This is a genomic window from Aminobacter sp. Piv2-1, assembly GCF_037625995.1.
Classification (GTDB): domain Bacteria; phylum Pseudomonadota; class Alphaproteobacteria; order Rhizobiales; family Rhizobiaceae; genus Aminobacter.
On sequence record NZ_JARKMU010000002.1, the window covers coordinates 333,892 to 356,621 of the forward strand.

Annotated in this window: 20 protein-coding genes, 1 tRNA gene, 1 pseudogene and 1 riboswitch; of the genes and pseudogenes, 12 read left to right on the forward strand and 10 right to left on the reverse strand. The window is 65.6% G+C overall.

The features are described 5' to 3' along the window. On the forward strand, positions 1 to 918 hold the full coding sequence (gene argF / locus AmiPiv_RS05445; protein ID WP_340036299.1) for an ornithine carbamoyltransferase: 918 nt from the start codon (positions 1 to 3) through the stop codon (positions 916 to 918). 116 nt (positions 919 to 1,034) lie between these two features. Further along, positions 1,035 to 2,024: an Hsp33 family molecular chaperone gene (locus AmiPiv_RS05450; protein WP_340036300.1), complete on the forward strand. Its 990-nt coding sequence runs from the start codon at positions 1,035 to 1,037 to the stop codon at positions 2,022 to 2,024. Position 2,025: 1 nt separating this feature from the next. On the opposite strand, the gene apaG is transcribed toward AmiPiv_RS05450, so the two are convergent. Further along, positions 2,026 to 2,418, reverse strand: a complete 393-nt coding sequence (gene apaG, locus AmiPiv_RS05455) for a Co2+/Mg2+ efflux protein ApaG (protein ID WP_340036301.1) — start codon at positions 2,416 to 2,418, stop codon at positions 2,026 to 2,028. A 187-nt stretch (positions 2,419 to 2,605) separates the two neighbouring features. Here apaG and AmiPiv_RS05460 point away from each other — a divergent pair, with 187 nt between their 5' ends. Continuing rightward, positions 2,606 to 3,538, forward strand: a complete 933-nt coding sequence (locus tag AmiPiv_RS05460) for a DUF6454 family protein (RefSeq protein ID WP_340036302.1) — start codon at positions 2,606 to 2,608, stop codon at positions 3,536 to 3,538. A gap of 85 nt (positions 3,539 to 3,623) precedes the next feature. On the opposite strand, the pseudogene AmiPiv_RS05465 reads toward AmiPiv_RS05460, so the two are convergent. The 3 genes and pseudogenes from AmiPiv_RS05465 to AmiPiv_RS05475 all read right to left on the reverse strand — a co-directional run. Next, positions 3,624 to 3,845 (reverse strand): annotated as a pseudogene (locus tag AmiPiv_RS05465) (PLP-dependent transferase); the annotation flags it as partial. Continuing rightward, positions 3,818 to 5,260: a hypothetical protein gene (locus AmiPiv_RS05470; protein WP_340036303.1), complete on the reverse strand. Its 1,443-nt coding sequence runs from the start codon at positions 5,258 to 5,260 to the stop codon at positions 3,818 to 3,820. The pseudogene AmiPiv_RS05465 and the gene AmiPiv_RS05470, both read right to left, overlap by 28 nt. A gap of 90 nt (positions 5,261 to 5,350) precedes the next feature. After that, positions 5,351 to 6,544: an O-succinylhomoserine sulfhydrylase gene (locus AmiPiv_RS05475; RefSeq protein ID WP_340036304.1), complete on the reverse strand. Its 1,194-nt coding sequence runs from the start codon at positions 6,542 to 6,544 to the stop codon at positions 5,351 to 5,353. Between the two features lie 43 nt (positions 6,545 to 6,587). After that, positions 6,588 to 6,665, reverse strand: a riboswitch (SAM riboswitch). Between the two features lie 149 nt (positions 6,666 to 6,814). Here AmiPiv_RS05475 and AmiPiv_RS05480 point away from each other — a divergent pair. Together AmiPiv_RS05480 and AmiPiv_RS05485 are read left to right on the forward strand one after the other, a co-directional pair. Continuing rightward, positions 6,815 to 7,903, forward strand: coding sequence for a 2'-deoxycytidine 5'-triphosphate deaminase (locus AmiPiv_RS05480; RefSeq protein ID WP_340036305.1), 1,089 nt, complete (start codon positions 6,815 to 6,817; stop codon positions 7,901 to 7,903). A gap of 107 nt (positions 7,904 to 8,010) precedes the next feature. After that, entirely contained in the window at positions 8,011 to 8,790 is a 780-nt protein-coding gene (locus AmiPiv_RS05485; RefSeq protein WP_340036306.1) for an ABC transporter substrate-binding protein, read from the forward strand. 169 nt (positions 8,791 to 8,959) lie between these two features. On the opposite strand, the gene AmiPiv_RS05490 is transcribed toward AmiPiv_RS05485, so the two are convergent. Beyond that, a tRNA-Gly gene (locus tag AmiPiv_RS05490) sits at positions 8,960 to 9,033 on the reverse strand. A gap of 143 nt (positions 9,034 to 9,176) precedes the next feature. Here AmiPiv_RS05490 and AmiPiv_RS05495 point away from each other — a divergent pair. Further along, positions 9,177 to 9,440 carry a DUF6460 domain-containing protein gene (locus tag AmiPiv_RS05495; RefSeq protein WP_340036307.1) on the forward strand — a complete coding sequence of 88 codons (264 nt, stop codon included), beginning with the start codon at positions 9,177 to 9,179 and terminating at the stop codon, positions 9,438 to 9,440. A gap of 1 nt (position 9,441) precedes the next feature. Here AmiPiv_RS05495 and AmiPiv_RS05500 read toward each other — a convergent pair whose 3' ends face one another. The 3 genes from AmiPiv_RS05500 to AmiPiv_RS05510 all read right to left on the reverse strand — a co-directional run bounded on the left by AmiPiv_RS05500 (position 9,442) and on the right by AmiPiv_RS05510 (position 11,923). After that, a complete protein-coding gene (locus AmiPiv_RS05500; protein WP_340036308.1) occupies positions 9,442 to 10,338 on the reverse strand; it encodes a histone deacetylase family protein in 897 nt (298 codons plus the stop codon). 161 nt (positions 10,339 to 10,499) lie between these two features. Further along, the gene (locus tag AmiPiv_RS05505; protein ID WP_340036309.1) at positions 10,500 to 11,576 is read right to left on the reverse strand and encodes a quinone-dependent dihydroorotate dehydrogenase; all 1,077 of its coding nucleotides are present in this window, start codon (positions 11,574 to 11,576) and stop codon (positions 10,500 to 10,502) included. Further along, the gene (locus AmiPiv_RS05510; RefSeq protein ID WP_340036310.1) at positions 11,573 to 11,923 is read right to left on the reverse strand and encodes a DUF952 domain-containing protein; all 351 of its coding nucleotides are present in this window, start codon (positions 11,921 to 11,923) and stop codon (positions 11,573 to 11,575) included. Before AmiPiv_RS05510 ends, AmiPiv_RS05505 begins: the two co-directional genes overlap by 4 nt. A 115-nt stretch (positions 11,924 to 12,038) precedes the next feature. Here AmiPiv_RS05510 and AmiPiv_RS05515 point away from each other — a divergent pair, with 115 nt between their 5' ends. Next, positions 12,039 to 12,473 (forward strand): hypothetical protein, encoded by a 435-nt coding sequence (locus tag AmiPiv_RS05515; RefSeq protein WP_445206900.1) that lies wholly within the window; start codon positions 12,039 to 12,041, stop codon positions 12,471 to 12,473. 117 nt (positions 12,474 to 12,590) lie between these two features. Then, positions 12,591 to 13,283 (forward strand): response regulator, encoded by a 693-nt coding sequence (locus tag AmiPiv_RS05520; protein WP_429096925.1) that lies wholly within the window; start codon positions 12,591 to 12,593, stop codon positions 13,281 to 13,283. A 2-nt stretch (positions 13,284 to 13,285) separates the two neighbouring features. On the opposite strand, the gene AmiPiv_RS05525 is transcribed toward AmiPiv_RS05520, so the two are convergent. Further along, positions 13,286 to 16,780, reverse strand: coding sequence for a hybrid sensor histidine kinase/response regulator (locus AmiPiv_RS05525; protein ID WP_340036312.1), 3,495 nt, complete (start codon positions 16,778 to 16,780; stop codon positions 13,286 to 13,288). A 241-nt stretch (positions 16,781 to 17,021) separates the two neighbouring features. On the opposite strand from AmiPiv_RS05525, the gene mscL reads away from it, so the two are divergent. Both mscL and AmiPiv_RS05535 read left to right on the forward strand, forming a co-directional pair. Then, positions 17,022 to 17,444, forward strand: a complete 423-nt coding sequence (gene mscL / locus AmiPiv_RS05530) for a large conductance mechanosensitive channel protein MscL (protein WP_340036313.1) — start codon at positions 17,022 to 17,024, stop codon at positions 17,442 to 17,444. Between the two features lie 114 nt (positions 17,445 to 17,558). Beyond that, positions 17,559 to 18,725, forward strand: coding sequence for a pyridoxal phosphate-dependent aminotransferase (locus AmiPiv_RS05535; RefSeq protein WP_340036314.1), 1,167 nt, complete (start codon positions 17,559 to 17,561; stop codon positions 18,723 to 18,725). A gap of 64 nt (positions 18,726 to 18,789) precedes the next feature. Here AmiPiv_RS05535 and hemA read toward each other — a convergent pair whose 3' ends face one another. Continuing rightward, positions 18,790 to 20,067 (reverse strand): 5-aminolevulinate synthase, encoded by a 1,278-nt coding sequence (hemA, locus tag AmiPiv_RS05540; protein WP_340036315.1) that lies wholly within the window; start codon positions 20,065 to 20,067, stop codon positions 18,790 to 18,792. A 258-nt stretch (positions 20,068 to 20,325) separates the two neighbouring features. On the opposite strand from hemA, the gene galE reads away from it, so the two are divergent. Together galE and AmiPiv_RS05550 are read left to right on the forward strand one after the other, a co-directional pair. Next, positions 20,326 to 21,315, forward strand: a complete 990-nt coding sequence (gene galE, locus AmiPiv_RS05545) for a UDP-glucose 4-epimerase GalE (protein ID WP_340036316.1) — start codon at positions 20,326 to 20,328, stop codon at positions 21,313 to 21,315. Positions 21,316 to 21,462: 147 nt separating this feature from the next. After that, on the forward strand, positions 21,463 to 22,713 hold the full coding sequence (locus AmiPiv_RS05550; protein ID WP_340036317.1) for a D-amino acid dehydrogenase: 1,251 nt from the start codon (positions 21,463 to 21,465) through the stop codon (positions 22,711 to 22,713). The last annotated feature ends 17 nt before the right edge of the window (positions 22,714 to 22,730 follow it).

A 22,730-nucleotide genomic window follows, 5' to 3' on the forward strand; every position in this document is an offset into this window, starting at 1 on the left:
ATGACCAGCGCAATTCGTCACTTCACCGACCTCTCGGCCCTGTCCGGGAGCGACCTTCGCGGGATTCTGGACGATGCGGCGGCGCGCAAGGCGCGCCTGAAAGCTGGCGAACGATCCAAGCCCCTCGAGGGCAAGGTGCTGGCGATGATCTTCGACAAGCCGTCGACGCGCACGCGCATCTCGTTCGACGTCGGCATGCGCCAGCTCGGCGGCGAGACGATCATGCTGACCGGTACCGAGATGCAGCTCGGCCGTTCGGAGTCGATCGCCGACACCGCCAAGGTGCTGTCGCGCTATGTCGACGCGATCATGATCCGCACGACTGAACATGACCGGCTGCTCGAGCTGACCGAGAACGCCACGGTCCCGGTCATCAACGGCCTTACCGACGACACCCATCCGTGCCAGCTGATGGCCGACATCCTCACCTTCGAGGAGCATCGCGGCCCGGTTGCCGGCAAGACCTTTGCCTGGACCGGCGACGGCAATAACGTGCTGCATTCGCTGCTCGAGGCCTCTGCGCGCTTCCGCTTCAACGTCAACATGGCCGTGCCGGAAGGCAGCGAGCCTGAGCAGAAGTACGTCGACTGGGCCCACGCCAATGGCGGCAAGGTGATGATGACGCGCGATGCGGAGGCAGCCGTCAGCGGCGTCGACGCTGTGGTCACCGATTGCTGGGTGTCGATGGGCCAGGAGCACCGCGCCCGCGGCCACAACGTCTTCCTGCCCTATCAGGTCAATGCCGAGCTGATGAAGCATGCCAAGCCGGACGCGCTGTTCATGCACTGCCTGCCGGCGCATCGCGGCGAGGAAGTCACCGACGAGGTGATCGACGGGCCCAATTCGGTGGTGTTCGATGAGGCCGAGAACCGGCTGCATGCGCAGAAGGCCGTGCTGGCCTGGTGCCTCGGCGCTTGAATGGCCGATCCCGCAACCCTATCTGGGGCGGGATCAACACAATCTATTGATGCCTTGTTCTGCGACCGCCGGCTGGCCGACGGCTCGCAGAATTCATTGTATGGGAAACATATCCAGTGACTGAGACCGAACGCAGGCTCGGCGAGTTCGGGTTCGCCGGCGACGACCATGTCGTTCCTTTCGCGGTGGAGCCGCTCGACGTGCGCGGCCGCACAGTGCAGCTCGGGCCCTTGCTCGACCAGATTCTCGACCGCCATGACTATCCCGAGCCCGTGGCCAGGCTGCTCGCCGAGGCCTGCGTGGTCACGGTGCTGCTCGGCACGTCGCTCAAGTTCGAGGGCAAGTTCATCCTGCAGACCCGCACCGACGGGCCGGTGGACATGCTGGTGGCCGACTTCACGACGCCGCATTCGCTGCGCGCCTATGCCCGCTTCGACGCCGACCGCATCGAGGCGGCGATCAAGGCCGGCATGACCGCGCCCGAGGACCTTTTGGGCACCGGCGTGCTGGCGCTGACCATCGACCAGGGTGCGCACACCCAGCGCTACCAGGGCATCGTCGAGCTCAACGGCATTTCGCTCGAAGAGGCGGCGCGCACCTATTTCCGCCAGTCGGAGCAGATCCCGACCGACCTGCGCCTGTCTGTTGCCAAGCTGGTGCTTCCGGGCGAGGGCGGCGGCGAGCACTGGCGCGCCGGAGGGCTCTTGGCCCAGTTCCTGCCGGACTCGCCCGAGCGCCGGCGGGTGCAGGACATCCATGGCGGCGACGGCGACGAGCGCGATATCGCGGCCGAGCCCGAGGATAATGCCTGGCAGGAGCTGCTGGCGCTGGTCGCGACCATCGAGCCGACCGAACTGATCGATCCGACCGTGGGCGCCGAAAGGCTGCTCTACCGGCTGTTCCACGAGCACGGCGTGCGCGTCTATGAGGGCGTGCATGTCGCCGACGACTGCTCGTGCTCGGATCACAAGATCCGCGGCATCCTGCAGGGCTTCTCGGCCGAAGAGATCAAGGACAGCGTCGAAGGCGGCCGGATTCACGTCAACTGCGAGTTCTGCTCGAAGGCCTACGAGTTCGATCCGGGCGAGTTCGCCGCAGCCGGATAGCTCAGTTCAGCCGGTGCCGCACATTGGGCAGGTCGAGTGAGAAGGCGGGAATCGCTATGTCGAACAGCTCGCCCGCCTCGTTGCGCATGGTGTAGCGCCCGACCATGATGCCCGACGGCGTCGAGAGCGGGCAGCCGGACGTGTATTGATAGCTGTCGCCAGGGTTGAGCTCGGGCTGGTCGCCGACGACGCCCGGGCCGCGCACTTCCTCGATCTTGCCGGCCGCGTCGGTGATGTGCCAGTAGCGCGACAAGAGCTGCACGAACTCGTCGGAATTGTTTTCGATGGTGACGCGATAACCCCAGACGTAGTGGTTCTCGGAAGGGTCGGATCGCTCCTCGAGGTAGAACGGCTCGACCTCGACGGCGATGTTGCGGGTGACCGCGCGATACATGCTGCGCTCCATGACCTTCACGCTAGGGTCCGCCCCTTGCCGCGGGCGGTCAACAACTGATCGACTTGTTCACGCCGAATGTGATCGGCACATGGCGGGGGTTTCGCATAACCGACACCCATGTGTCACCCGCGCGTCATGCGCGAGCGTGAGTTTCCGCGTCGTCCAACGACAAGGAATCACTGCAATGAAACGTCTCTTCACACTCCTCCTCGCATCCGTCTGCCTGGCCGGCACTGCCGCCCGCGCCGACGACCTGGCGGACAGCATCGGCAAGCTGACCAGGGGCACGGAGTGGACGCTGGTCAAGTCCTCGTTGCTCGGTTTCGACACCTTCCATCCGCAAGGCTTCGCGCGCGTCGGCGGCTCCCTGTTCATGTCGTCGGTCGAGATCATCGAGCGCACCAAGAAATACGAGACGCCGCAGAACGGCATGGACCGCGACGAGGGCAAGGGCGCCGGGCACCTGTTCAAGCTCGACGCCGACGGCAAGCTCGTCGCAGAGGTGAAGCTCGGCGAGGGGGCCATCTACCATCCCGGCGGCATCGACTACGACGGCCGCTGGCTGTGGGTGCCGGTCGCCGAATATCGCCCGAACAGCAAGTCGATCGTCTACCGCGTCGATCCGGAGACGCTCGAGGCCACGGAGGTCTTCCGCTTCCCCGACCACATCGGCGGCGTCGTCTACGATGCCGAGCAGAGCACGCTGCATGCCGTAAGCTGGGGTTCGCGCCGGTTCTACACCTGGAAGGTGACAGAGGACCTCACTGTGCCGGACGCGGCGCTCGACCCCGAGAAGACCCGCACGCTCAATCCCTCGCACTATATCGACTATCAGGATTGCGGGCTGGCGAAGCCTGGCCAGGCGGTCTGCACCGGCCTGACCGAATACCGCCCGGGCCCGGATGGACAGCTGTTCCGCCTCGGCGGCATCGATGTGATCGACCTCAAGGAAGGCCGCCCCGTGTTCCAGGTGCCCGTGCAGATCTGGACCGAGAAGGGCAAGTCGATCACCGGCAATCCGGTGCTGGTCGAGAAGACCGAAACCGGCATTCGCCTGACCGCGGCGCCCGAGGACAACGAGACCAAGCTCTACGTCTACGAGACCAAGCTGCCCTGACTGCAACGAAGAAGAAGGGCGCCCCGGTCGACCGGAGCGCCCCTCTTTTGTCTAACTGCTTGCCCGCCTGGGGCCGCCGGAAATCTCAGCGGGCGGCCTTCAGCGCGTCGCCGATGTCGTTGAGCAGGTCGTCGGCGTCCTCGAGGCCGACCGACAGGCGCAGCGTGCCGTCGTCGATGCCGAGTTCGGCGCGCGCCTCGTCGGTGAGGTTCTTGTGCGTGGTGGTCGCCGGATGGGTGATCAGGCTCTTGGAGTCGCCGAGATTGTTCGAGACAGTGGTCAAGGCTTGGGATCCGGCGAACCCAGCATCGTGCCATTCACGAGCAACGCACCGTCCTGTCTTGTTTCGATGGCCCATTGCAACAGGCCGCCCGGCTTCGTCTTTGCAAGCCCTTTCAGCGCAAGCAGACTGGTGTAGATCCTCATGGCTGTAGGGTCCGTCACTGCACCGGCCTTTGTGGCCTCGACGACCTTGTCATAGCCGGACAGGTCGACAACGGCACGCAGTGCCGGCTTCTCGTCGACAACGGTTATCTCGCCTTCCACAGCGATCCTGTAATCCGCGTTGCCCATCGTACTGCGCGGGATGGTGAGCCTCGGCTGCTTGTCAAGGAAATCACGTTGCATCAGCTCGCCCACATCGTCGGGCACGGGCGGTTCCTTGTTGAGGTCGAAAGCGGCGATGAGGGTCAACAGTGGAGTTTCGACATCGAGATCTTTGGCACCGAGACCGATGTCTATATCGGAAGGAACCAGTGGAACGGCCCAAGCCGGCAGGAGATGAGTGGGACCGGTAAGGCCGGTCGCCTGACCGCGGTAGCTGGCTGTGCTTTGTCCGCTGATGCCGTCCAAGGATCCGGTCACTTCTACCTTCGCCGCACCGAAAGTTCCAAATGGCGTGATGACCTTTATGTCATACCATTGCTGATCGCCTCGCAGCCTGTTCCAGAGCGGAAATGCCGCCAACAACAGCGTTTTCAGTTCGGCCTGCTTCGCCTTGAATTTCGCCGGATCAGCATTCGCGACGGCAAAGGCCAGGAAGTCGAGAAACGGCTTCGACTGCAGCCCTGCCGCCGTGGTTTGAGCGGCGACCCTCTTTGCCTGCAGCATGACCTGCAGCTCTGTTCCTTCGTCCCTCAGTGTTACAGTCTCGACAAAGTCGGACAGGTTCTGCGTTGCTGAAATATCGATACCGCTCTTGGCCGATCGCTCGGCCTGCATTTCGATGTTTGCCTTGCCGATTGTAACCTGTGTGTCCTTGGCGGGTTCCCGCATCGTCAGCGAGATCGCGCCCCCGGACATCTTCATGCTCGAGAATGCAGCCAGTGCCGGATCGTATGTACCTTTCAGCTGGCCGTTGGCGATACTCCAGTTTGCAGACATCGCTGCCTCCGGCACCTTTGAGTCGAACCACCCGCTCGTACGCAGGGTATTGGCGAGCTCCCAGGTTCCGTCTGGCAACGGCTTGAGGTCGAGAAGCAGCGGGGAGGGATCGAACGACGCGCCGCCCGGCAGCAGGCCCATAATGGCGTTGAAGTCAGCTTCGAGGCGGTAGGAGTTTCCGCTCGGCACGATGCGGATCGCACCTTCGTCGAATACTGTGGAGCCGAAATAAGCCGATAGACTTGTCTGGAGCGCGCTGGCACCGTTGCTGTCGATGGCTTGGGCAAGGGCAGGGGAAGTGAAGGCCGCTATCGAAAGCAACGACAATGCATGGCGCACAGCAATCTCCGCTTTAGCTGGCATCTCCTACCAGATAACTGGTAGGAGATTGTATTCGGAACAGCAAGCGTCTTGCGTAGTCGAACGATACTAACCGAGCTTCTTCAGCGCGTCGCCGATGTCGTTGAGCAGGTCGTCGGTGTCCTCGAGGCCGACCGACAGGCGCAGCGTGCCGTCGTCGATGCCGAGTTCGGCGCGCGCCTCGTCGGTGAGGTTCTTGTGCGTGGTGGTCGCCGGATGGGTGATCAGGCTCTTGGAGTCGCCGAGGTTGTTCGAGATCAGGATGATCCGGAGCGCGTTCTCGAAGGCGAAGGCCGCCTTCTTGCCGCCCTTGACGTCGAAGCAGATCAGCGTCGAGCCGCCCTTCATCTGCTTCCGGACGATGTCGGCCTGCGGATGGTCGGCGCGGCCCGGATAGATCAGGCGCGAAATTTCCGGCCGCCCGGCGAGGAAGTCGGCGATCTTGCCGGCGGTCTCGGTCTGCTGGCGCACGCGCAGCGGCAGCGTCTCCAGGCCCTTGAGCAGCGTCCAGGCATTGAACGGAGACAGGCTCGGACCGGTGTGGCGGAAATAGTCGTGCAGGTTCTCGTCGATCCACTTCTTGTCGGACAGGATCACGCCGCCGAGGCAGCGGCCCTGGCCGTCGATGTGCTTGGTGGCCGAGTAGACGACGATGTGGGCGCCGAGCTCGAGCGGCTTCTGCTGCATCGGGGTGGCGAAGACGTTGTCGACGACGACGCGCGCGCCGATCGAGTTGGCGAGCTGGGCCACGGCGGCGATGTCGATCACCTCCAGCGTCGGGTTGGTCGGGCTTTCGAGGAAGAAGAGCTTGGTGTTGGGCTGGATAGCCCGTTCCCAGTTCTCGATCCTGGTGCCGTCGACCAGCGTCGCCTGGATGCCGTATTTGGGCGCCAGCGTCTCGACGATCCAGCGGCAGGAACCGAACAGCGCCCGCGCCGCGACGATGTGGTCGCCGGCCTTGAGGCTGCAGAGAATGGCGGCGGCGACCGCAGCCATGCCAGAAGCGGTGGCGCGGGCGTCTTCCGCGCCTTCGAGCGCACACATGCGCTTCTCGAACATGTCGACGGTCGGGTTGGCGTAGCGCGAATAGATGAAGCCCTGCGTCTCGCCCTTGAAGCGTGCCTCGGCACTTTCGGCGCTGTCGTAGACATAGCCCTGGGTCAGGTAGATCGCTTCGGACGTCTCGCCGAATTCCGAGCGGAGCGTGCCGCCGTGGACGAGGGTGGTCTGGGGTTTCCAGTTGCGTGTCTTGTCGGTGGTCATAGCGACTTCCAAATACAAAAAAACCGGCCGCGAGAAGTCGCAAACCGGTCCAACTGCGGCCCTTTAGCGACTTGTTTAACGTGGCTGCAAGCCGACCGGCCAAATCACCACGGGATAAAGGTCCTTTAGACCCAAGCCCGCCTTGCGTCAATCGCGGGCTCGACTAAACGTTTTGGGCCACGCGCATGGTCCGAAGGCCGGGTCCATGGGCATCGAGCGCTGCAGCGTCCTTGCCGCACGGTCGGGCCGGCGTTGTAGAGGAGTTGGCCAATGCGGCAGTCGGGCATTCTTCCGGACCAGGACATCGCGGCTTTGTTCGCTTCGGGTGCGCTGGCCGCACCGCCGCTCGACGCCGACCAGATCCAGCCGGCAAGCCTCGACCTGCGCCTCGGCGCCAAGGCCTTTCGCGTGCGCGCCAGCTTCCTGCCGGGGCCAGTGCACCTGGTGCAGGCCAAGCTCGACCGGCTCAAGCTGCACGAGATCGACCTGGCCGATGGCGCGGTGCTGGAAACGGGCTGCGTCTACATCGTGCCGCTGCAGGAGACGCTCAACCTGCCGGCCGACATCTCGGCCTCGGCCAATCCCAAGAGCTCGACCGGCCGTCTCGACATCTTCACCCGCGTCATGACCGACCGCGGCCAGGAGTTCGACAAGATCGCGGCGGGCTACGCCGGTCCGCTCTATCTCGAAGTCAGCCCGCGCACCTTCCCGATCGTCGTGCGCAAGGGCTCGCGCCTGTCGCAGATCCGTTTCCGCAAGGGCAATGCGCTGCTGTCGGAGGCGGAGCTGCATGCGCTGCACGTCTCCGACCGGCTGGTGGCGATCGATCCGCCCAACATTTCGGGCGGGGGCATCGCTCTCTCCATCGACCTCGGCGGAGAGCCGGGCAGCATCGTCGGCTACCGCGGCAAGCATCACACCGGCCTCGTCGACGTCGACAAGCGCGCGGCCCATGCGGTCGTCGATTTCTGGGAGCCGATCCACAACCACGGCGCCGGCGAACTGGTGCTCGACCCCGACGAGTTCTACATCCTGGTTTCGCGCGAGGCGGTGCATGTGCCGCCGCTCTACGCCGCCGAGATGACCCCGTTCGATCCGCTGGTGGGCGAGTTCCGGGTTCATTATGCAGGCTTCTTCGACCCCGGCTTCGGCCACTCCGCCGCCGGCGGCACCGGCAGCCGCGCCGTGCTCGAGGTGCGCAGCCACGAGGTGCCGTTCATCCTCGAACATGGCCAGATCGTCGGCCGCCTCGTCTATGAGCACATGCTGGCACGCCCGCGCGCGCTGTACGGCTCGGACCTGGGCTCCAACTACCAGGCGCAGGGCCTCAAGCTGTCCAAGCACTTCCGCATGACCTAAGGTAGCCCAGCCTTATCAAGACTTTGCTTGTCCGTTGCCGGCCTGTGTGATTGGCTGGAAGGTGGGAACACTCGCCAAGAAAGAGTGGTTCGACAACGGAGAAGAAAATGCAGATTTCCAGAAGATTCGCGTGCTCCGCCGCGCTGGCGGTCCTTCTGTTGGGCGCCGGCGCCGCCTCGGCGCAGGAGGGCGGCAAGCTCAAGCTCGGCACGGAAGGCGCCTATCCGCCCTTCAACACCATGACGGCCGACGGCAAGCTCGCCGGCTTCGATATCGACGTCGGCAACGCGCTCTGCGCCCAGATGAAGGTGGAGTGCGAGTGGGTCACCCAGGACTGGGACGGCATCATCCCGGCGCTGCAGGGCGGCAAGTTCGACGCCATCATCGCCTCGATGACCATCACCGAGGAGCGCAAGCAGCAGGTCGATTTCACCGACAAGTACTACACCACGCCGCTGGCGCTGGTGGCGCTGAAGGACACGACCCTGGCCTCGCCGGAGCCGGACGCGCTCAACGGCAAGACCGTCGGCGCGCAGGCCTCGACGACGCAGGCCATCTACGCCGAGGACAAATATGCCAAGGCCGGCGCCGACGTGAAGCTCTATCCGACGCAGGACGAAGCCATGGCCGACCTCACCAACGGACGTCTCGATGCGGTGGTGTCTGACAAGTTCGTGCTGGTCGATTGGATGAAGACCACCGGCAACGACTGCTGCAAGCTGGTGGGCGACCTCAAGGGCACGGAGTCCTTGACCGGCATCGCCGTGCGCAAGGGCGACCCGCTGCGCGAGAAGCTGAACGCGGCGATCGCCGCGATCGTGGCCGACGGCACCTACGCCAAGATCAACGCCAAGTATTTCGACTTCGACATCTACGGCAAGGATTGACCGACAGAGCTTCGAAACAGGATGCCGCAGGCCACCGGCCCGCGGCATCCGATCAGAAAGCCGGCCTTTGCCAGAACTGCTATTGTGGTGGCCGATTCCGCAACGACGGCTTTGGACGCGTGATGACCGCGGGGCGGTCGATCATGGCTCAAGACCTTGATTTGAAAGCTGGAGCGGGTAGCGGGAATCGAACCCGCGCGTTCAGCTTGGGAAGCTGACAGGCTACCATTACATCATACCCGCGCGGGCACTTGGTTAGCATCGCGCATCCCGCTCGGCAATGGCACTCGAAGAGATCTTCGCCGATATGCCCCGCTGCCGCATCTTGAAGCGCGCGCCGCAATCGCGATATTCCGGGGTAGGCCTAAGAATCGCAGGAGACTGACTTGAACGGACTGGCGCGTTTTCTCGGCGACACCCCGCTTCGGGTGCTCATCAAGCTCCTGGTCATCTCCTTCCTGGTCGGCATCGTGATGAACGCCTTCGGCTGGTCGCCCTGGGACGTGCTCTACGGCATCCGCGATTTCTTCCTCGACATCTGGCGCATGGGCTTCCGCGCCATCGACCGCTTCCTGGGCTACATCCTCTTGGGTGCCGCGATCGTCATCCCGGCTTTCGTCGTCCTCAGGCTGTTCAGCTACCGCAAATAGCTCAGGCGAAGCCGGCTGCCGTCTCGAACAGGATCGCGTGGCGGGCGGCGAGCGCGGCGACGTCGGTCGAATATCCGCCTCCGATGACGCCGCAGAGCGGCGCGCCCGCTGCGCGGAAATGCTCGATGACCAGGCGCTCGCGCCGGCGCAGGCCGTCGTCGCTCAAGGCGAGGCGGCCGAGCCGGTCGTCGCGGTGGGGGTCGACGCCGGCATTGTAGAAGACGAGGTCCCAGCGGCGCATCGCCGACAGGCTGCCGAGTGCCTCCGACAGCGTCGCCAGGTAGGCATCATCGCCGGTGCGGTCGGGCAGGCCGATGTCGAGGCTGGAGGCGACCTTGCGCACCGGATAGTTCTTCTCGGCATGCATGGAGAAGGTGAAGGTCCCCGCTACGCCGGCGAGGATCTCGGCGGTGCCGTCGCCCTGGTGAACGTCGAGGTCGACGACGAGGATGTTCTCGACGCGCCTCTCTGCGAGCAGCGCCAGCGCCGCGACCGCCACGTCGTTGAAGGTGCAGAAGCCGGCGCCCTGGGAGCGCCTGGCATGGTGGCTGCCGCCGGCCGTGTTGCAGGCGATGCCGTGGTCGAGCGCCAGTCGCGCCGCGAGCAGCGTCCCCCCGGCCGCGAGTTGGGCGCGTCGCGACACCCGTTCGCCGACGGGAAAGCCGATCTCGCGCTCGATGTGCGGGGGCACCGCGCAGGCCAGCACCTGCCCGACATAGCCGTCCTCATGGGCCAGCCGCAGCCATTCGGGCGAGATCGGTTCCGGACGGGTGAGGCCGGCCGTCAGCCCCAGTTCGCCGAGGCGCTCGATGAGCCGGGTGTATTTGCCCATCGGGAAACGGTGGCCCGGCGAGAAGCCGGCATCGTAATCCGGGTGGCTGACGATCTGAAGCGGCATGCTGAACCAGTGCGGCGCAATGAACTGTCCGACCAGGTTAGCCGGTTGCGCGGGGCGAAGAAACCGGTCCAACTGCACAGCTTACGGGAATCATGCGCTGGGGAGGGGGAAACGGTGGAGCGTCCAGGGTCGCTGCTGCGGCCGAGGGCGCGCGCGGCTTTTTACAGCGGTGTCGCGGCCCACTGATCGAGCTTGCTGTCGCGCAGTTCGGAGATGTTTTCGAGGCCTTCGCGCCGGGCGAAGTCGGACATGCCGCGGACGATGCGGGCCGGCAGCGACGGCCCGGCATAGACCATGCCGGTGTAGAGCTGCACGAGGTCGGCGCCGGCGCGGATCTTCTCGAGCGCGGTGTCGGTGGAATCCACCCCGCCGACGCCGATGATGGCGCGCTCGGGGCCGACCAGCTTGCGCATGCGGGCGAGCACGGCGGTGGAGCGCGCAAACAGCGGCTTGCCGGAGAGGCCGCCGGTTTCGCCGGTGTTGGCCGGGCTGCGCAGCGGTGGCCGCGCGATGGTGGTGTTGGAGACGATGATGCCGTCGATCGCCTTTTCGGTCACTTCGGCGGCGATGTCCTCCAGTTCGGCCTCGTGCAGGTCGGGCGCGATCTTGAGGAAGATCGGCACCGCCTGGCCGGCCTCGGCGCGGGCGATCATGACGCTGGCCAGGAGTTCGGCCAGCTGCTCGCGCGCCTGCATGTTGCGCAGGCCCGGCGTGTTGGGCGAGGAGATGTTGACGGTGAGATAGGAGGCGTGGCGGGCAAAGCGCTTCACGCCGATGACGTAGTCGGCGATGCGGTTGGCGCTGTCCTTGTTGGCGCCGATGTTGACGCCGACGATGCCCTGGCGTCCGGCGCGCGCCGCAAGCCGCCGCTCGGCAGCGTCATGGCCCTCGTTGTTGAAGCCGAGCCGGTTGATGACGGCGTCGTCCTCGACGAGGCGGAAGATGCGCGGCCTGGGGTTGCCGGCCTGCGGCAGCGGCGTGACCGTGCCCACCTCGGCGAAGCCGAAGCCGAGGCCGAGCAGCGCATCGGGCACCTCGGCGTTCTTGTCATAGCCGGCGGCCATGCCGAGCGGGTTGGGGAAGTCGAGTCCGGCGACCTTGACCCTCAGCCGCGCATCCTGCGGGGCGCGGCCGCCGACCGGCAGGCCGCAGCGCAGCGCCTTGATCGACAGGCCGTGCGCGGCCTCCGGATCGAAGCTGAAGAGCAGGTGGCGTCCAAGCCGGTCGAGTGCGTTCATTCCCGTTCGAGCTCCGGAAAATCGTGGCTGCCGTCTGCCTTGAGCGGCAGCGGCCGGGTCCAGATGGCGGCTGCCGTCTGGAGCGGGGCGTAGAGATGCGGGAACAAGGCGCCACCGCGCGAGACCTCGTATTTCAGCGCCGCGCCGAGCCTGTCGGCATCGATGGCGATCAGGAGCAGGTCGGCCTGGCCGGCGAAGTGCTTGGCCGCCGTTTCCCTGACCTGTCCGGCGGTCGAGAAATGGATGAAGCCGTCGGCCAGATCGACCGGGGCTCCTTCGAAAACCTCCTTGCGCTCGGCGTCGCGCCACAGCGGCTCGGGGCAGATCTTGTAGATGGTCTTCGTCATAGGGGCGCTATAGGCTGAAAGCATCATGCGTGGAAGGGCGGGCGAGGCGCGCCCCACCGTAATTTGGGCCTATTGGGGCGCGACAATGGCGCCAGGTCGAAAATGGAGAATTGCCATGCGCCAGAGTGCAATCCTGCTCGTTCCGCTGCTGGCCGGCCTGGGCATGGGGAACGCCTCGGCAGCCGAGGTCCAGCGCTACCAGATGGAGAAGACGGAGAAGGGCTACGTGCGCATGGACACGCAGACCGGCGAGATGTCGATCTGCGAGGACCGCGACGGCCAGCTCGTGTGCAAGCTGGCCGCCGACGAGCGTTCGGCGCTGCAGGACGAGATCGACCGGCTGCAGGCGGAGCTGGAGGATCTCGACCAGCGTGTCGTCAAGCTCGAGGGCTCGCTCGCCCAGAAATTCGAATCGACCCTGCCGAGCGAGGAGGAATTCGAGAAGACGATGGGCTACATGGAGCGCTTCTTCCGCAGCTTCCTGGACATCGTGAAGGACTTCGAGAACGAAAAGACAGGCCAGCCGGCGCCGGCGCCCGACCGGACTTGAACCGCCGACCGCCCGCCGATGCCCGAAAGTTGCGCATGAAGCGCATTCGGAAGGCCCGATCTCCGTTTAACTGCTTGAAAAGACGCCACCGGGCCGCATAATCGCGCCCGACGGTCCATGGCGCGCAGATGGCCGGGATCTCGGGAGGGACAATTGTCGGCAGGCCACAAGTTCGTCATCGCAGACGATCATCCGTTATTTCGGGGCGCGCTCAAGCAGGCCATCGCCGGATTGGCCGATGTGTCGAGCGTGCTCGAGGCCGGCGATTTCGAAAGCGTCAAGGCGATCGTCGCCGCCAATGACGACCTGGATATCGTGCTGCTCGACCTTTCGATGCCGGGCGCGAGCGGCCTGTCGGGGCTGATCTCGCTGCGCGGCGTCCATGCCACGGTTCCGGTCGTCATCGTTTCGGCCACCGACGATCCGGAAACCATCCGCCGCGCGCTGGAGCTCGGCGCTTCGGGTTTCATCTCGAAGTCGGCGAGCATGGACGAGATCCGCGAGGCGATCGAGACGGTGCTGTCGGGTGAAATCATCGCGCCGAGCGACATCGACCTGGGCGTCGAGCGCGATCCCGAGATTTCCGATCTCATCAAGCGCCTGCAGTCGCTGACGCCGCAGCAGACGCGGGTGCTGGGCATGCTGGCCGAAGGGCTGTTGAACAAGCAGATCGCCTACGAGCTCGGCGTGTCGGAGGCGACCATCAAGGCGCATGTCTCGGCCATCCTGCAGAAGCTCGGCGTCGACAGCCGCACCCAGGCGGTGATCTTGCTCTCCAAGATCGGCAGCGAGCCGCGCATCGCCTCCTGAGCCTATTCCGCGGCGTGGGCCATCCGCCGCATGCGGTTCATCAACGTCCTGAGCACTGCCGGTTTCAGCGGCTTGTTGAGCACGATGATGTCGATGGCGTCGGCGGCCGCGCGCACCTCGTTCGAACGATCGGCGGTGATGAGCACGGCGGGGGTGGTTTCGCCGAAGCTGGCGCGCAGGGCCTGGATGACGTCGAGGCCGTTCTCGCCGTCGAGATGGTAGTCGGCGAGTATGACCTCCGGCGCGGGGCCGTCCGTTGCGGCTGCAGTGAACTCGGCCGTACCCGAATAGGTGCGCACCGCGCAGCCCCAGCCTTCGAGCAGCAGGCGCATGCCTTCGAGGATGCGGGCGTCGTTGTCGATGCAGGTCACCCTGAGGCCGTCGAGCACGGCACCTGCCTGCACGCGCGGCCGCGCGGCGGAGGCGGCCGGCAGGGCCTCGGCGGTGGTGACAGGCAGGATGACCGAGAAGCGCGTGCCCTTGTTCTTGAGCGAATGGATGCGGATTTCGAGCTTCAGCACGCGCGCGATGCGGTCGACGATCGACAAGCCGAGCCCCAGCCCCTGCGCTTCGCGCACGCCGTCGTCGAGACGGGTGAACTCGTTGAAAACGGTGCCGAGCTTGTCGGCGTCGATGCCGATGCCGGTGTCGATGACCTGGATCTCGGCGAGTTCGCCGCGCCGCCTGACGCCGACGAGGATGCGCCCCGAGCGGGTGTATTTGATGGCGTTTGAGACCAGGTTCTGGATCAGCCGGCGCAGGAGGTTGCGGTCGGTCTCGACCGCGAGCCTGGACGGCACGATGACGAGGTCGAGGTCCTTGGCGCGCGCCATGGGTTGGAAGTCGGTGCCGATCTGGCGCAGCAGGCCGTCGAGGCGGAAGGCGGATTCGGCCGGCTTCATCGCACCTGCGTCGAGGCGCGAAATGTCGAGCACCGCGCCCAGGATCGTCTCGACCGATTCCAGCGAGGATTCGATGTTGCGCGCCGCCTGGCCGGCCGTCCCCTTGCCGGCCTTCTCGATCAGCGACGAGCAGTAGAGGCGGGCTGCGTTGAGCGGCTGCAGGATGTCGTGGCCGGCGGCCGCCAGGAAGCGCGTCTTGCCGAGATTGGCCTCCTCGGCGAGCATCTGCGCCTGCGCCAGCTCCTCGTTGACGCGGGTGAGTTCGGCGGTGCGGCTCTTCACCCGCTGTTCCAGCGACTCGTTGGCGCGCTTGAGCGCGAGGTCGGCGGCGACGCGCGCCGAGATGTCGGTGTAGGTCGCCACTATGCCGCCGTCGGGCATCGGGTTGGAGCGCATCTCGATGATGCGGCCGCTGGTCTTGAGCTCGAGCTGCCATGGCCCGCCGAAGCCGGTGAGGCGGTTGAGCGCGGTCAGGCGCGAGGCCTGCGCAATGTCGCCGCGCGCCACCAGGTAGCCGAGGATGCGGTCGATCGAGACGCCGACCTGGCCCATGTCGTCCGGCAGGTCGAACAGCGACCGGTACTGGCGGTTCCAGCAGATCAGCCTGAAGTCCTGGTCGAAGACGGTGATGCCCTGTTCCATCTGGTCGAGGGCGATCTGCAGCAGGTCGCGGTTGTGCTGCAGCGCCTCGGTGGCGTCGTCGAGCAGCCGGAAGGTGTCCTTGGCGGAGTTGTCGCCGCGCTTGAACAGCAGCGACAGGATCAGCCGGGCCGAGGACGAGCCGACCGCGCTGGCGAGCAACTGCTCGGAGAAGCGGATGACGTCCATGCCCGCCTGCTCGTTGCCGACGAGCTTGCTGCCGCTCTCGTTCTGGAAGGTCTGGAACGAGCGTTCGGTGCGCTCGACGCCGAGGTAGCGGGCGATCGTGTCCTTGAGGTCGTTGACGGTGATCGCCGTGCGGAAGCGGCGCAGGCTCGGCATCGGGCTCGTGTCGCGCGGCACGAAGATCGACGCCTGGATGCGTTCGAGCGGCACGGATGCGCGCGACAGCGAGCCGAGCACGACGAACAGCGTGTTGACGGCGAGGCTCCAGAGGACACCGTGGTTGAGCGGCTCGGCCACGGTGCCGAAAAGCGCCTGCGGGCGAAGCGCCTCTACGCCGAACAGGCCGTCGGAGATGATCGAGGCACCGGGCGAGGCCAGCGAGGGCAGGAGCAGGGTGTAGCACCAGGTGGCGATGCCGGCGGTCATGCCGAGGGCTGCGCCGCGCGCATTGGCGCGCCGCCAGATCAGGCCGCCGATGAAGGCCGGCGCGAACTGGGCGATGGCCGCGAACGACATCAGGCCGATCGAGGAGAGCCGCGTGCTGTTGGTGCTTTCGCGGTAGTAGAGGAAGGCGACGAACAGGATGATGAAGATCGAGGCGCGGCGGATGTTGAGGATGATCGCCGACCAGTCCTCGGTGTTGCCGGATTTGGTGTTGATGAGGCGGCGCACGAAGATCGGGATCACCAGGTCGTTGGAGATCATGATCGACAGCGCCACGCTTTCCACGATGACCATGGCGGTGGCGGCGGACAGGCCGCCGATGAAGGCCACCATCGCCAGGAAGTCGTAGCCTTCGAACAGCGGCAGTGACAGCACGTAGAGGTCGCCCGTGGTGCCGCCGCCGACGACGGCGAGGCCGGCAAAGGCGATCGGCAGCACGAACAGGTTGATGGCGACCAGATAGGCCGGAAACACCCATGCGGCCGTGCGCAGCTCGCTGTCGCTGCGGTTCTCGACGATCATCACGTAGAACTGGCGCGGCAGCATGACGATGGCGAAGCCGCTCATGACGGTGACGACCAGCCAGGTGCCGAGCGAGGTGCCGTAGCCCATGGCATCTGCCGCCTTCGTGTTGGCGGCGAAGCTCTTGAACATGTCGCCGAGGCCTCCGAACAGGCCGAAGGTGACGAAAAGGCCGACGGCAAGGAACGCCACGAGCTTGACGATGGACTCGACCGCGACGGCCAGGACCAGCCCGTTCTGGTGCTCGGTGGCGTCGGCGTGGCGGGTGCCGAACAGCACGGCGAACAGGGCGAGCAGCAGCGCCACGACCAGCGAGATGTCGCTGACGAACGGATCGAAGGACGGCGGCGAGCCGCTATAGTGCTCGACCATCAGGCTGACCGACCCCGAGATCGCCTTGAGCTGTAGGGCGATGTAGGGAACCGCGCCCACGGTGGCGATCAGCGTGGCGATGGAGGCGACCGTGAAGCTCTTGCCGTAGCGGGCGCCGAGGAAGTCGGCGATGGAGGTAATCTTTTCGGCCTTGGCGAGCTTGATGACGCGGCTGAGCAGCGGGAAGCCGAACATGAACACCAGCACCGGCCCGATATAGATGGCCAGGAATTCGGGCCCACGCTCCGAGGCAAGCCCCACCGAGCCGAAGAACGTCCAGGAGGTGCAGTAGATGGCGAGGCTCAGCGCATAGATGAACGGCCGCGGCCGGCCGGGCGCCCAACTGGCGGCACGGCGGTCGCCGATGCTCGCGATAGCGAACAGCAGCGACACATAGGCGATGGCGATGAAGACGATGGCCAGGCCTTGCACGTCGGGCGCTTTCTCCGGATCCGGGCCGCTTGCCGGGCCCTTTCGCGGGAGGCAATCACAGCTTCGAAGCCAAGTCCATTATCCTTGTCGCCTAGAGGCTTTCCGCAGGGTCTGGTCCGGCTTGTACGCTATCGTTGCATTGGCGGGTTTTGCACGCGGAGGTTTTTGTTATGGTGGCGGCGCGCGGCGACGGACGGCGGGGAACGATTCGCCTTTCTGCAGATCGTGAACGGAGGGTTCAATGCTAAAGGAATTCCAGGAGTTCATCTCCAAGGGCAATGTGATGGACCTTGCCGTCGGCGTGATCATCGGCGGCGCCTTCGGACTTATCGTGTCGTCGCTGGTTGGCGACATCATCATGCCGATCATCGGCGCCGTCTTCGGCGGCTTCGATTTCTCCAACTACTTCTTGCCGCTGTCGTCGTCGGTCACGGCGGTGACCTTGGAAGAGGCAAAGAAGCAGGGTGCCGTGTTCGCATACGGCAACTTCTTCACCGTCGTCATCAACTTCCTTATCCTCGCCTGGATCATCTTCCTGATGGTCAAGGCGGTGAATACGATGCGCAAGAAGCTGGAAAAGGAAAAGGCCGCCGAACCGGCCCCACCGCCGCCGGCCGACGTGGTGCTGCTCACCGAGATCCGCGACCTTCTCGCGAAGAAGTAACGTCCTTCGCTGGCATGCCGAAAACCCCCGCGTGGCTGGCCCAGCGGGGGTTTTTTCGTTGCCAGCGGCGCGCTAGGAGTTGGTGCTAGCAGCAACTCCTAGCCTGGGATGATCATGAGCCTCATCGATATGGTTCGCCCCGAAGCCCGTCTCGCGCCGGTGAGCGGCATCGAAGCGGTGGCCAATTACGGGCGCGAACGCGCCGGCCTGATCCCGCTCTGGGCCGGCGAGAGCGACATGCCGACGCCTGCCTTCATCAGCGATGCCGCCAGCCGTGGGCTCGCCAACGGCGAAACCTTCTATACCTGGCAGGCCGGCATTCCGGAGCTGCGCCAGGCAATCGCGCGCTATCACCAGCGCCATTTCGGCAAGGATTTCGGCGCCGACTCCTTCATCGTCACCATCGGTGGCATGCAGGCGATCACCATGGCGCTGCAGGCGACGTCTGGCACCGGCGACGAGGCGATCTATCTGGCGCCGGCCTGGCCCAATTTCGCCGGCGCGGCGGGGATTGCCGGCGCCAGGCCCGTGCCGGTGCTGCTCGACATGACCGACAACGGCTGGTCCTGCGACGTGGAGAAGATCGCGGCTGCGATCACGCCGCGCACGAAGGTCATCTTCGTCAATTCGCCGTCCAACCCGACGGGCTGGACCGCCGACCGCGAGACCTTGCAGGCGATCCTCGACCTCGCCCGCAAGCACGGTCTCTGGATCGTCGCCGACGAGATCTATGCACTGTTCTACTACGGCGGCGGCCGGGCGTCGTCCTTCATGGACATCATGGAGCCCGAGGACAAGATCCTGTTCGTCAACACCTTCTCCAAGAACTGGGCGATGACCGGCTGGCGCGTCGGCTGGCTGAAGACGCATCCTTCGCTCAGCCGCATGTTCGAGAACCTGGTGCAGTATTCCACGTCGGGCGTGGCGCAGTTCCTGCAGCGCGGCGCCATCGCCGCCCTCGACGGGGGCGACGGCTTCATCGCCGAGCAGGTGGAGCGGGCCGGAAAGGCGCGCGACATCGTCTGCAGGGTTCTGGGCGAGACGGGTCGGGTGCGTTTCAGCGTGCCGCCGGCAGCCTTCTATCTGTTCTTCGCCGTCGACGGCATGAAGGACGCCGAGCGTGCCGCCTTCGACATCGTCGACAAGGCACTGGTCGGCCTGGCGCCGGGTACGGCCTTCTGTGCCGGCGGCGAGGGCTTCCTGCGCCTGTGCTTCCACCGCCGCCTCGACCAGGTCGAGGAAGCGTCGCATCGCCTGGCGAAGTGGATCAGGGATCTCTGACGAAAGAAAAAGGCTCGGAAGCGAACCGCTCCGGGCCTTTTCGTTGAATACAGCTACCTGCTGGTCAGCCGCCGGACTTGGGCACCAGCAGCGGCACGATGCGCTCGCTCTTGGCGACCTGGGTGTGGCCCTCGGTGCGGTAAGGGATGCCGAGCGCGTTCCAGGTCTCGATCAAGGCATCCTTCAGCGTCTCGATCAGGCCGTCGTCGTGGAACGGGGTCGGCGTGATGCGCAGGCGCTCCGTGCCGCGCGGCACGGTCGGATAGTTGATCGGCTGGATATAGATGCCGTGCACGCCGAGCAGGCGGTCGGTGGCCATCTTGCAGAGCTCGGGGTCGCCGACGAGGATCGGCACGATGTGGGTGGCCGACTCCATCACCGGCAGGCCGGCATCGGCCAGCACCTTCTTGGCGCGGGCCGCCTGGCGCTGCTGGGCGTCACGCTCGGCCTGCGAATTCTTGAGATGCCGGATCGAAGCGGTGGTCGCGGCGGCGATCGCCGGTGGCAGCGCGGTGGTGAAGATGAAGCCCGGCGCATAGGAGCGCACGGCGTCGATCACCGCACGGGTGCCGGTGATGTAGCCGCCCAGCGTGCCGAATGCCTTGGCGAGCGTGCCTTCGATGATGTCGATGCGATGTGCCAGGCCCTCGCGCTCGGTGATGCCGCCGCCGCGCGGGCCGTACATGCCGACCGCATGGACCTCATCGATATAGGTCATGGCGTTGTACTTCTCGGCAAGGTCGGCGATCGCCTCGATCGGCGCGATGTCGCCGTCCATCGAATAGACGCTCTCGAACACGATCAGCTTGGCCCGTTCGCGGCCGGCCGCCTGCAGCAGACTTTCGAGGTGGGCGACGTCGTTGTGGCGGAAGATCTTCTTTTCGGCGCCGGAGCGGCGCACGCCCTCGATCATCGAGGCGTGGTTGAGCTCGTCCGAAAGGACAAGGCAATTCGGCAAAAGCTTGGCGATGGTCGAGATCGCCGCTTCATTGGAGACGAAGCCCGAGGTGAAGACGAGGCCGGCTTCCTTGCCATGCAGGTCGGCGAGCTCAAGCTCGAGCTCGACCAGCGGGTGGTTGTTGCCGGAAATGTTGCGGGTGCCGCCGGCGCCGGTGCCCATGTTGCCGGCCGCCTGCTGCATGGCCGACACCACGTCGGGGTGCTGGCCCATGCCGAGATAGTCGTTCGAGCACCAGACGGTGATCTCCTGGGCATTGCCGTTGGACCGCCAGATGGCGCGCGGAAACTTTCCGACGATGCGTTCCAGATCGGCGAATACACGGTAACGGCGCTCGGCGTGGATCTGGTCGATCGCTTCTTCGAAAAACCGCTGGTAGTTCATCTCGACGTCCCAATTTTTCGCCGTGAGCATAATCAACGGCCGGTTCGGCGTCCATCGACCGATACCGGTCAAAATGCCACGCCCTCGACGCATGTCAAAGACCATCCGGCGCCGGCGGCGTCGTTGATGCAGATCAAGCGCGTGGCAGCGATCCGGCCCGCATTGCCCGCGTTCATCGATTGTGTTCGGACATGCCTCGTATTTGACGAACCTTTCGCGCTACAGAGGAGGCTCACGAGTCGGCATATGGAGGCATAGATGGCGGTATTGGTGACGGGCGGCGCGGGCTATATCGGCAGCCATATGGTCTGGGAACTGCTCGACGCCGGAGAACAGGTCGTCGTGCTGGACCGGCTCTCGACCGGCTTCGACTGGGCGGTGGCGCCGGAGGCCAAGCTCGTCAGGGGCGATGTCGCCGACAGCGAGCTCGTCGGCAAGCTGATCCGGGAGAACGGCGTCGACGCCATCATCCATTTCGCCGGGTCCATCGTGGTGCCGGAATCGGTCGCCGACCCGCTCGGCTACTACGAGAACAACACCTGCAAGACGCGCAGCCTGATCGAGACCGCGGTGCGCGAGGGCGTGCCGCACTTCATCTTTTCCTCGACCGCTGCCGTCTATGGCGCGGCCGGAGTAGAGCCGGTGCGCGAGGACGCGCGACTTGCACCCGAGTCGCCCTATGGCCTGTCCAAGCTGATGAGCGAATGGATGCTGCGCGACGCGGCCGCCGCGCATCCGCTGCGCTACACGGCACTGCGCTATTTCAACGTTGCCGGCGCCGATCCCAAGGGCCGCACCGGCCAGTCGACCAAGGGCGCCACGCATCTGATCAAGGTGGCTTCCGAGACCGCGCTCGGCAAGCGGGCGTCGATGCAGGTCTTCGGCACCGACTATGCGACGCCGGACGGCACCTGCGTGCGCGACTACATCCACGTCTCCGACCTGGCCGCGGCGCACCGGCTGGCCTTGCAGCGGCTGCGCGCCGGCGGCGGCAACCTCGTCGCCAATTGCGGCTACGGCCACGGCTATTCGGTGCTCGAGGTGATCGACAGCGTACGGCGCGTGCACGGCGCGGACTTCGCCGTCGAGACCGGCCCCCGCCGCCCGGGCGACGCGGCCTCGGTGGTGGCGAACGCCGACCTTGCGCGCAAGGAGCTCGGCTGGACGCCCGCCCGTGACGATCTCGACGGCATCGTGCGCGACGCGCTCAACTGGGAAAGCCTGCTGACCCGCAAGAACTCGGCCTGACGCCGGCCGGCCTGGCGCTGGCTTAGTGGAATCTTGCCCTTCCTCCCTCGAAATTCGGGGGAGGAAGCGCTAGTCGTGCACCCGCGGAACTGAGTTCCCGGCGGTCATGGGTTCCCGGTCAGAGCCCGGTGTCAATCAAGGTACGGAATGAAGATCCTGGTTCTCGGCGCGGGCGTGGTCGGAACGGCCGCCGCCTACTACCTGGCCCGCGACGGTCATGAGGTGACTGTCGTCGAACGCCATGCGCAGGCCGCGCGGGGCACCAGCTATTCGAATGCCGGCCTGGTTTCGCCCGGCGACGCCACCGCCTGGGCCTCGCCCGCGGCGCTGAAGACCTTCATCAAGTCGCTCTACACGCCCGACCTCGGCATCAAGGTGCGGCTCGGGCTCGATCCCTATTTCTACGCCTGGAGCTTCCGCTTCCTGCTCCAGTGCACCAATGCGCGGGTGCGCGAGAACACCAAGGCGAAGCTCAGGCTGGCGCTCTATTCGCGCCTCTGCATCAACGAGATCGCGTCCGAGACCGGCATCGGCTACGACCAGCGCGCCCGCGGCATCATGTATTTCTTCCGCTCGCAGCGGAGCCTGGAGCACGGTGCTGCGATGTATGGCTTCCTGGCCGAGCACGGGCTGGACATCGAGGTCGTCGACCGCAACCGCATGGCCGAACTCGAGCCGGGGCTTGCCGCCGCCAAGGATGGCATCGCCGGCGCCGTGTTCTCGCCGATGGACCAGACCGGCGATTCCCGCCTGTTCGTCGAGGCGCTCGCCGCCCATGCCGAACAGAAGCTGGGCGCGAAGTTCATGTTCGACACGACGGTCGAGGACCTGATCGTCGAAGGCGATCGCGTCACCGGCGTGAAGACCTCCGCCGGCAAGCTGAACGCCGACGCGGTGGTGATCGCCATGGGGCCGGAGAGCGGGCTCATCGGCCGGCGCAACGGCATCGACCTGCCGGTCTATCCGGTGAAGGGCTACACTGCGACGGTGACGATGGAGGACCCGTCCAGGGGGCCGACCATGGGCGGCGTCGACGAGGACCGGCTGGTCGCCTATTCGCGCCTCGGCGATCGCCTCAGGATGGCTTCGACGGCGGAGTTCACCGGCTTCGACCGCAGCCACAAGCCGTCCGATTTCACTCGGCTGTTCGAGACCGGCAAGGAGCTGTTCCCCGGCGCCTTCGATCCGGCCAAGGCCGAGGTCTGGGCTGGATTGCGTCCGATGATGCCTGGCTCGGTGCCGGTCATCGGCCCGGCCCGCTACAAGGGGCTCTATCTCGACACCGGCCACGGCCATGTCGGCTGGACCATGGCCTGCGGCTCCGGCAAGTTCCTCGCCGACCTGGTGGCGGGCCGCAAGCCGGAGATCGATCCCGAGGGGCTGGTCTACAAGGGCTGACCGGCAATTCCAGGAAA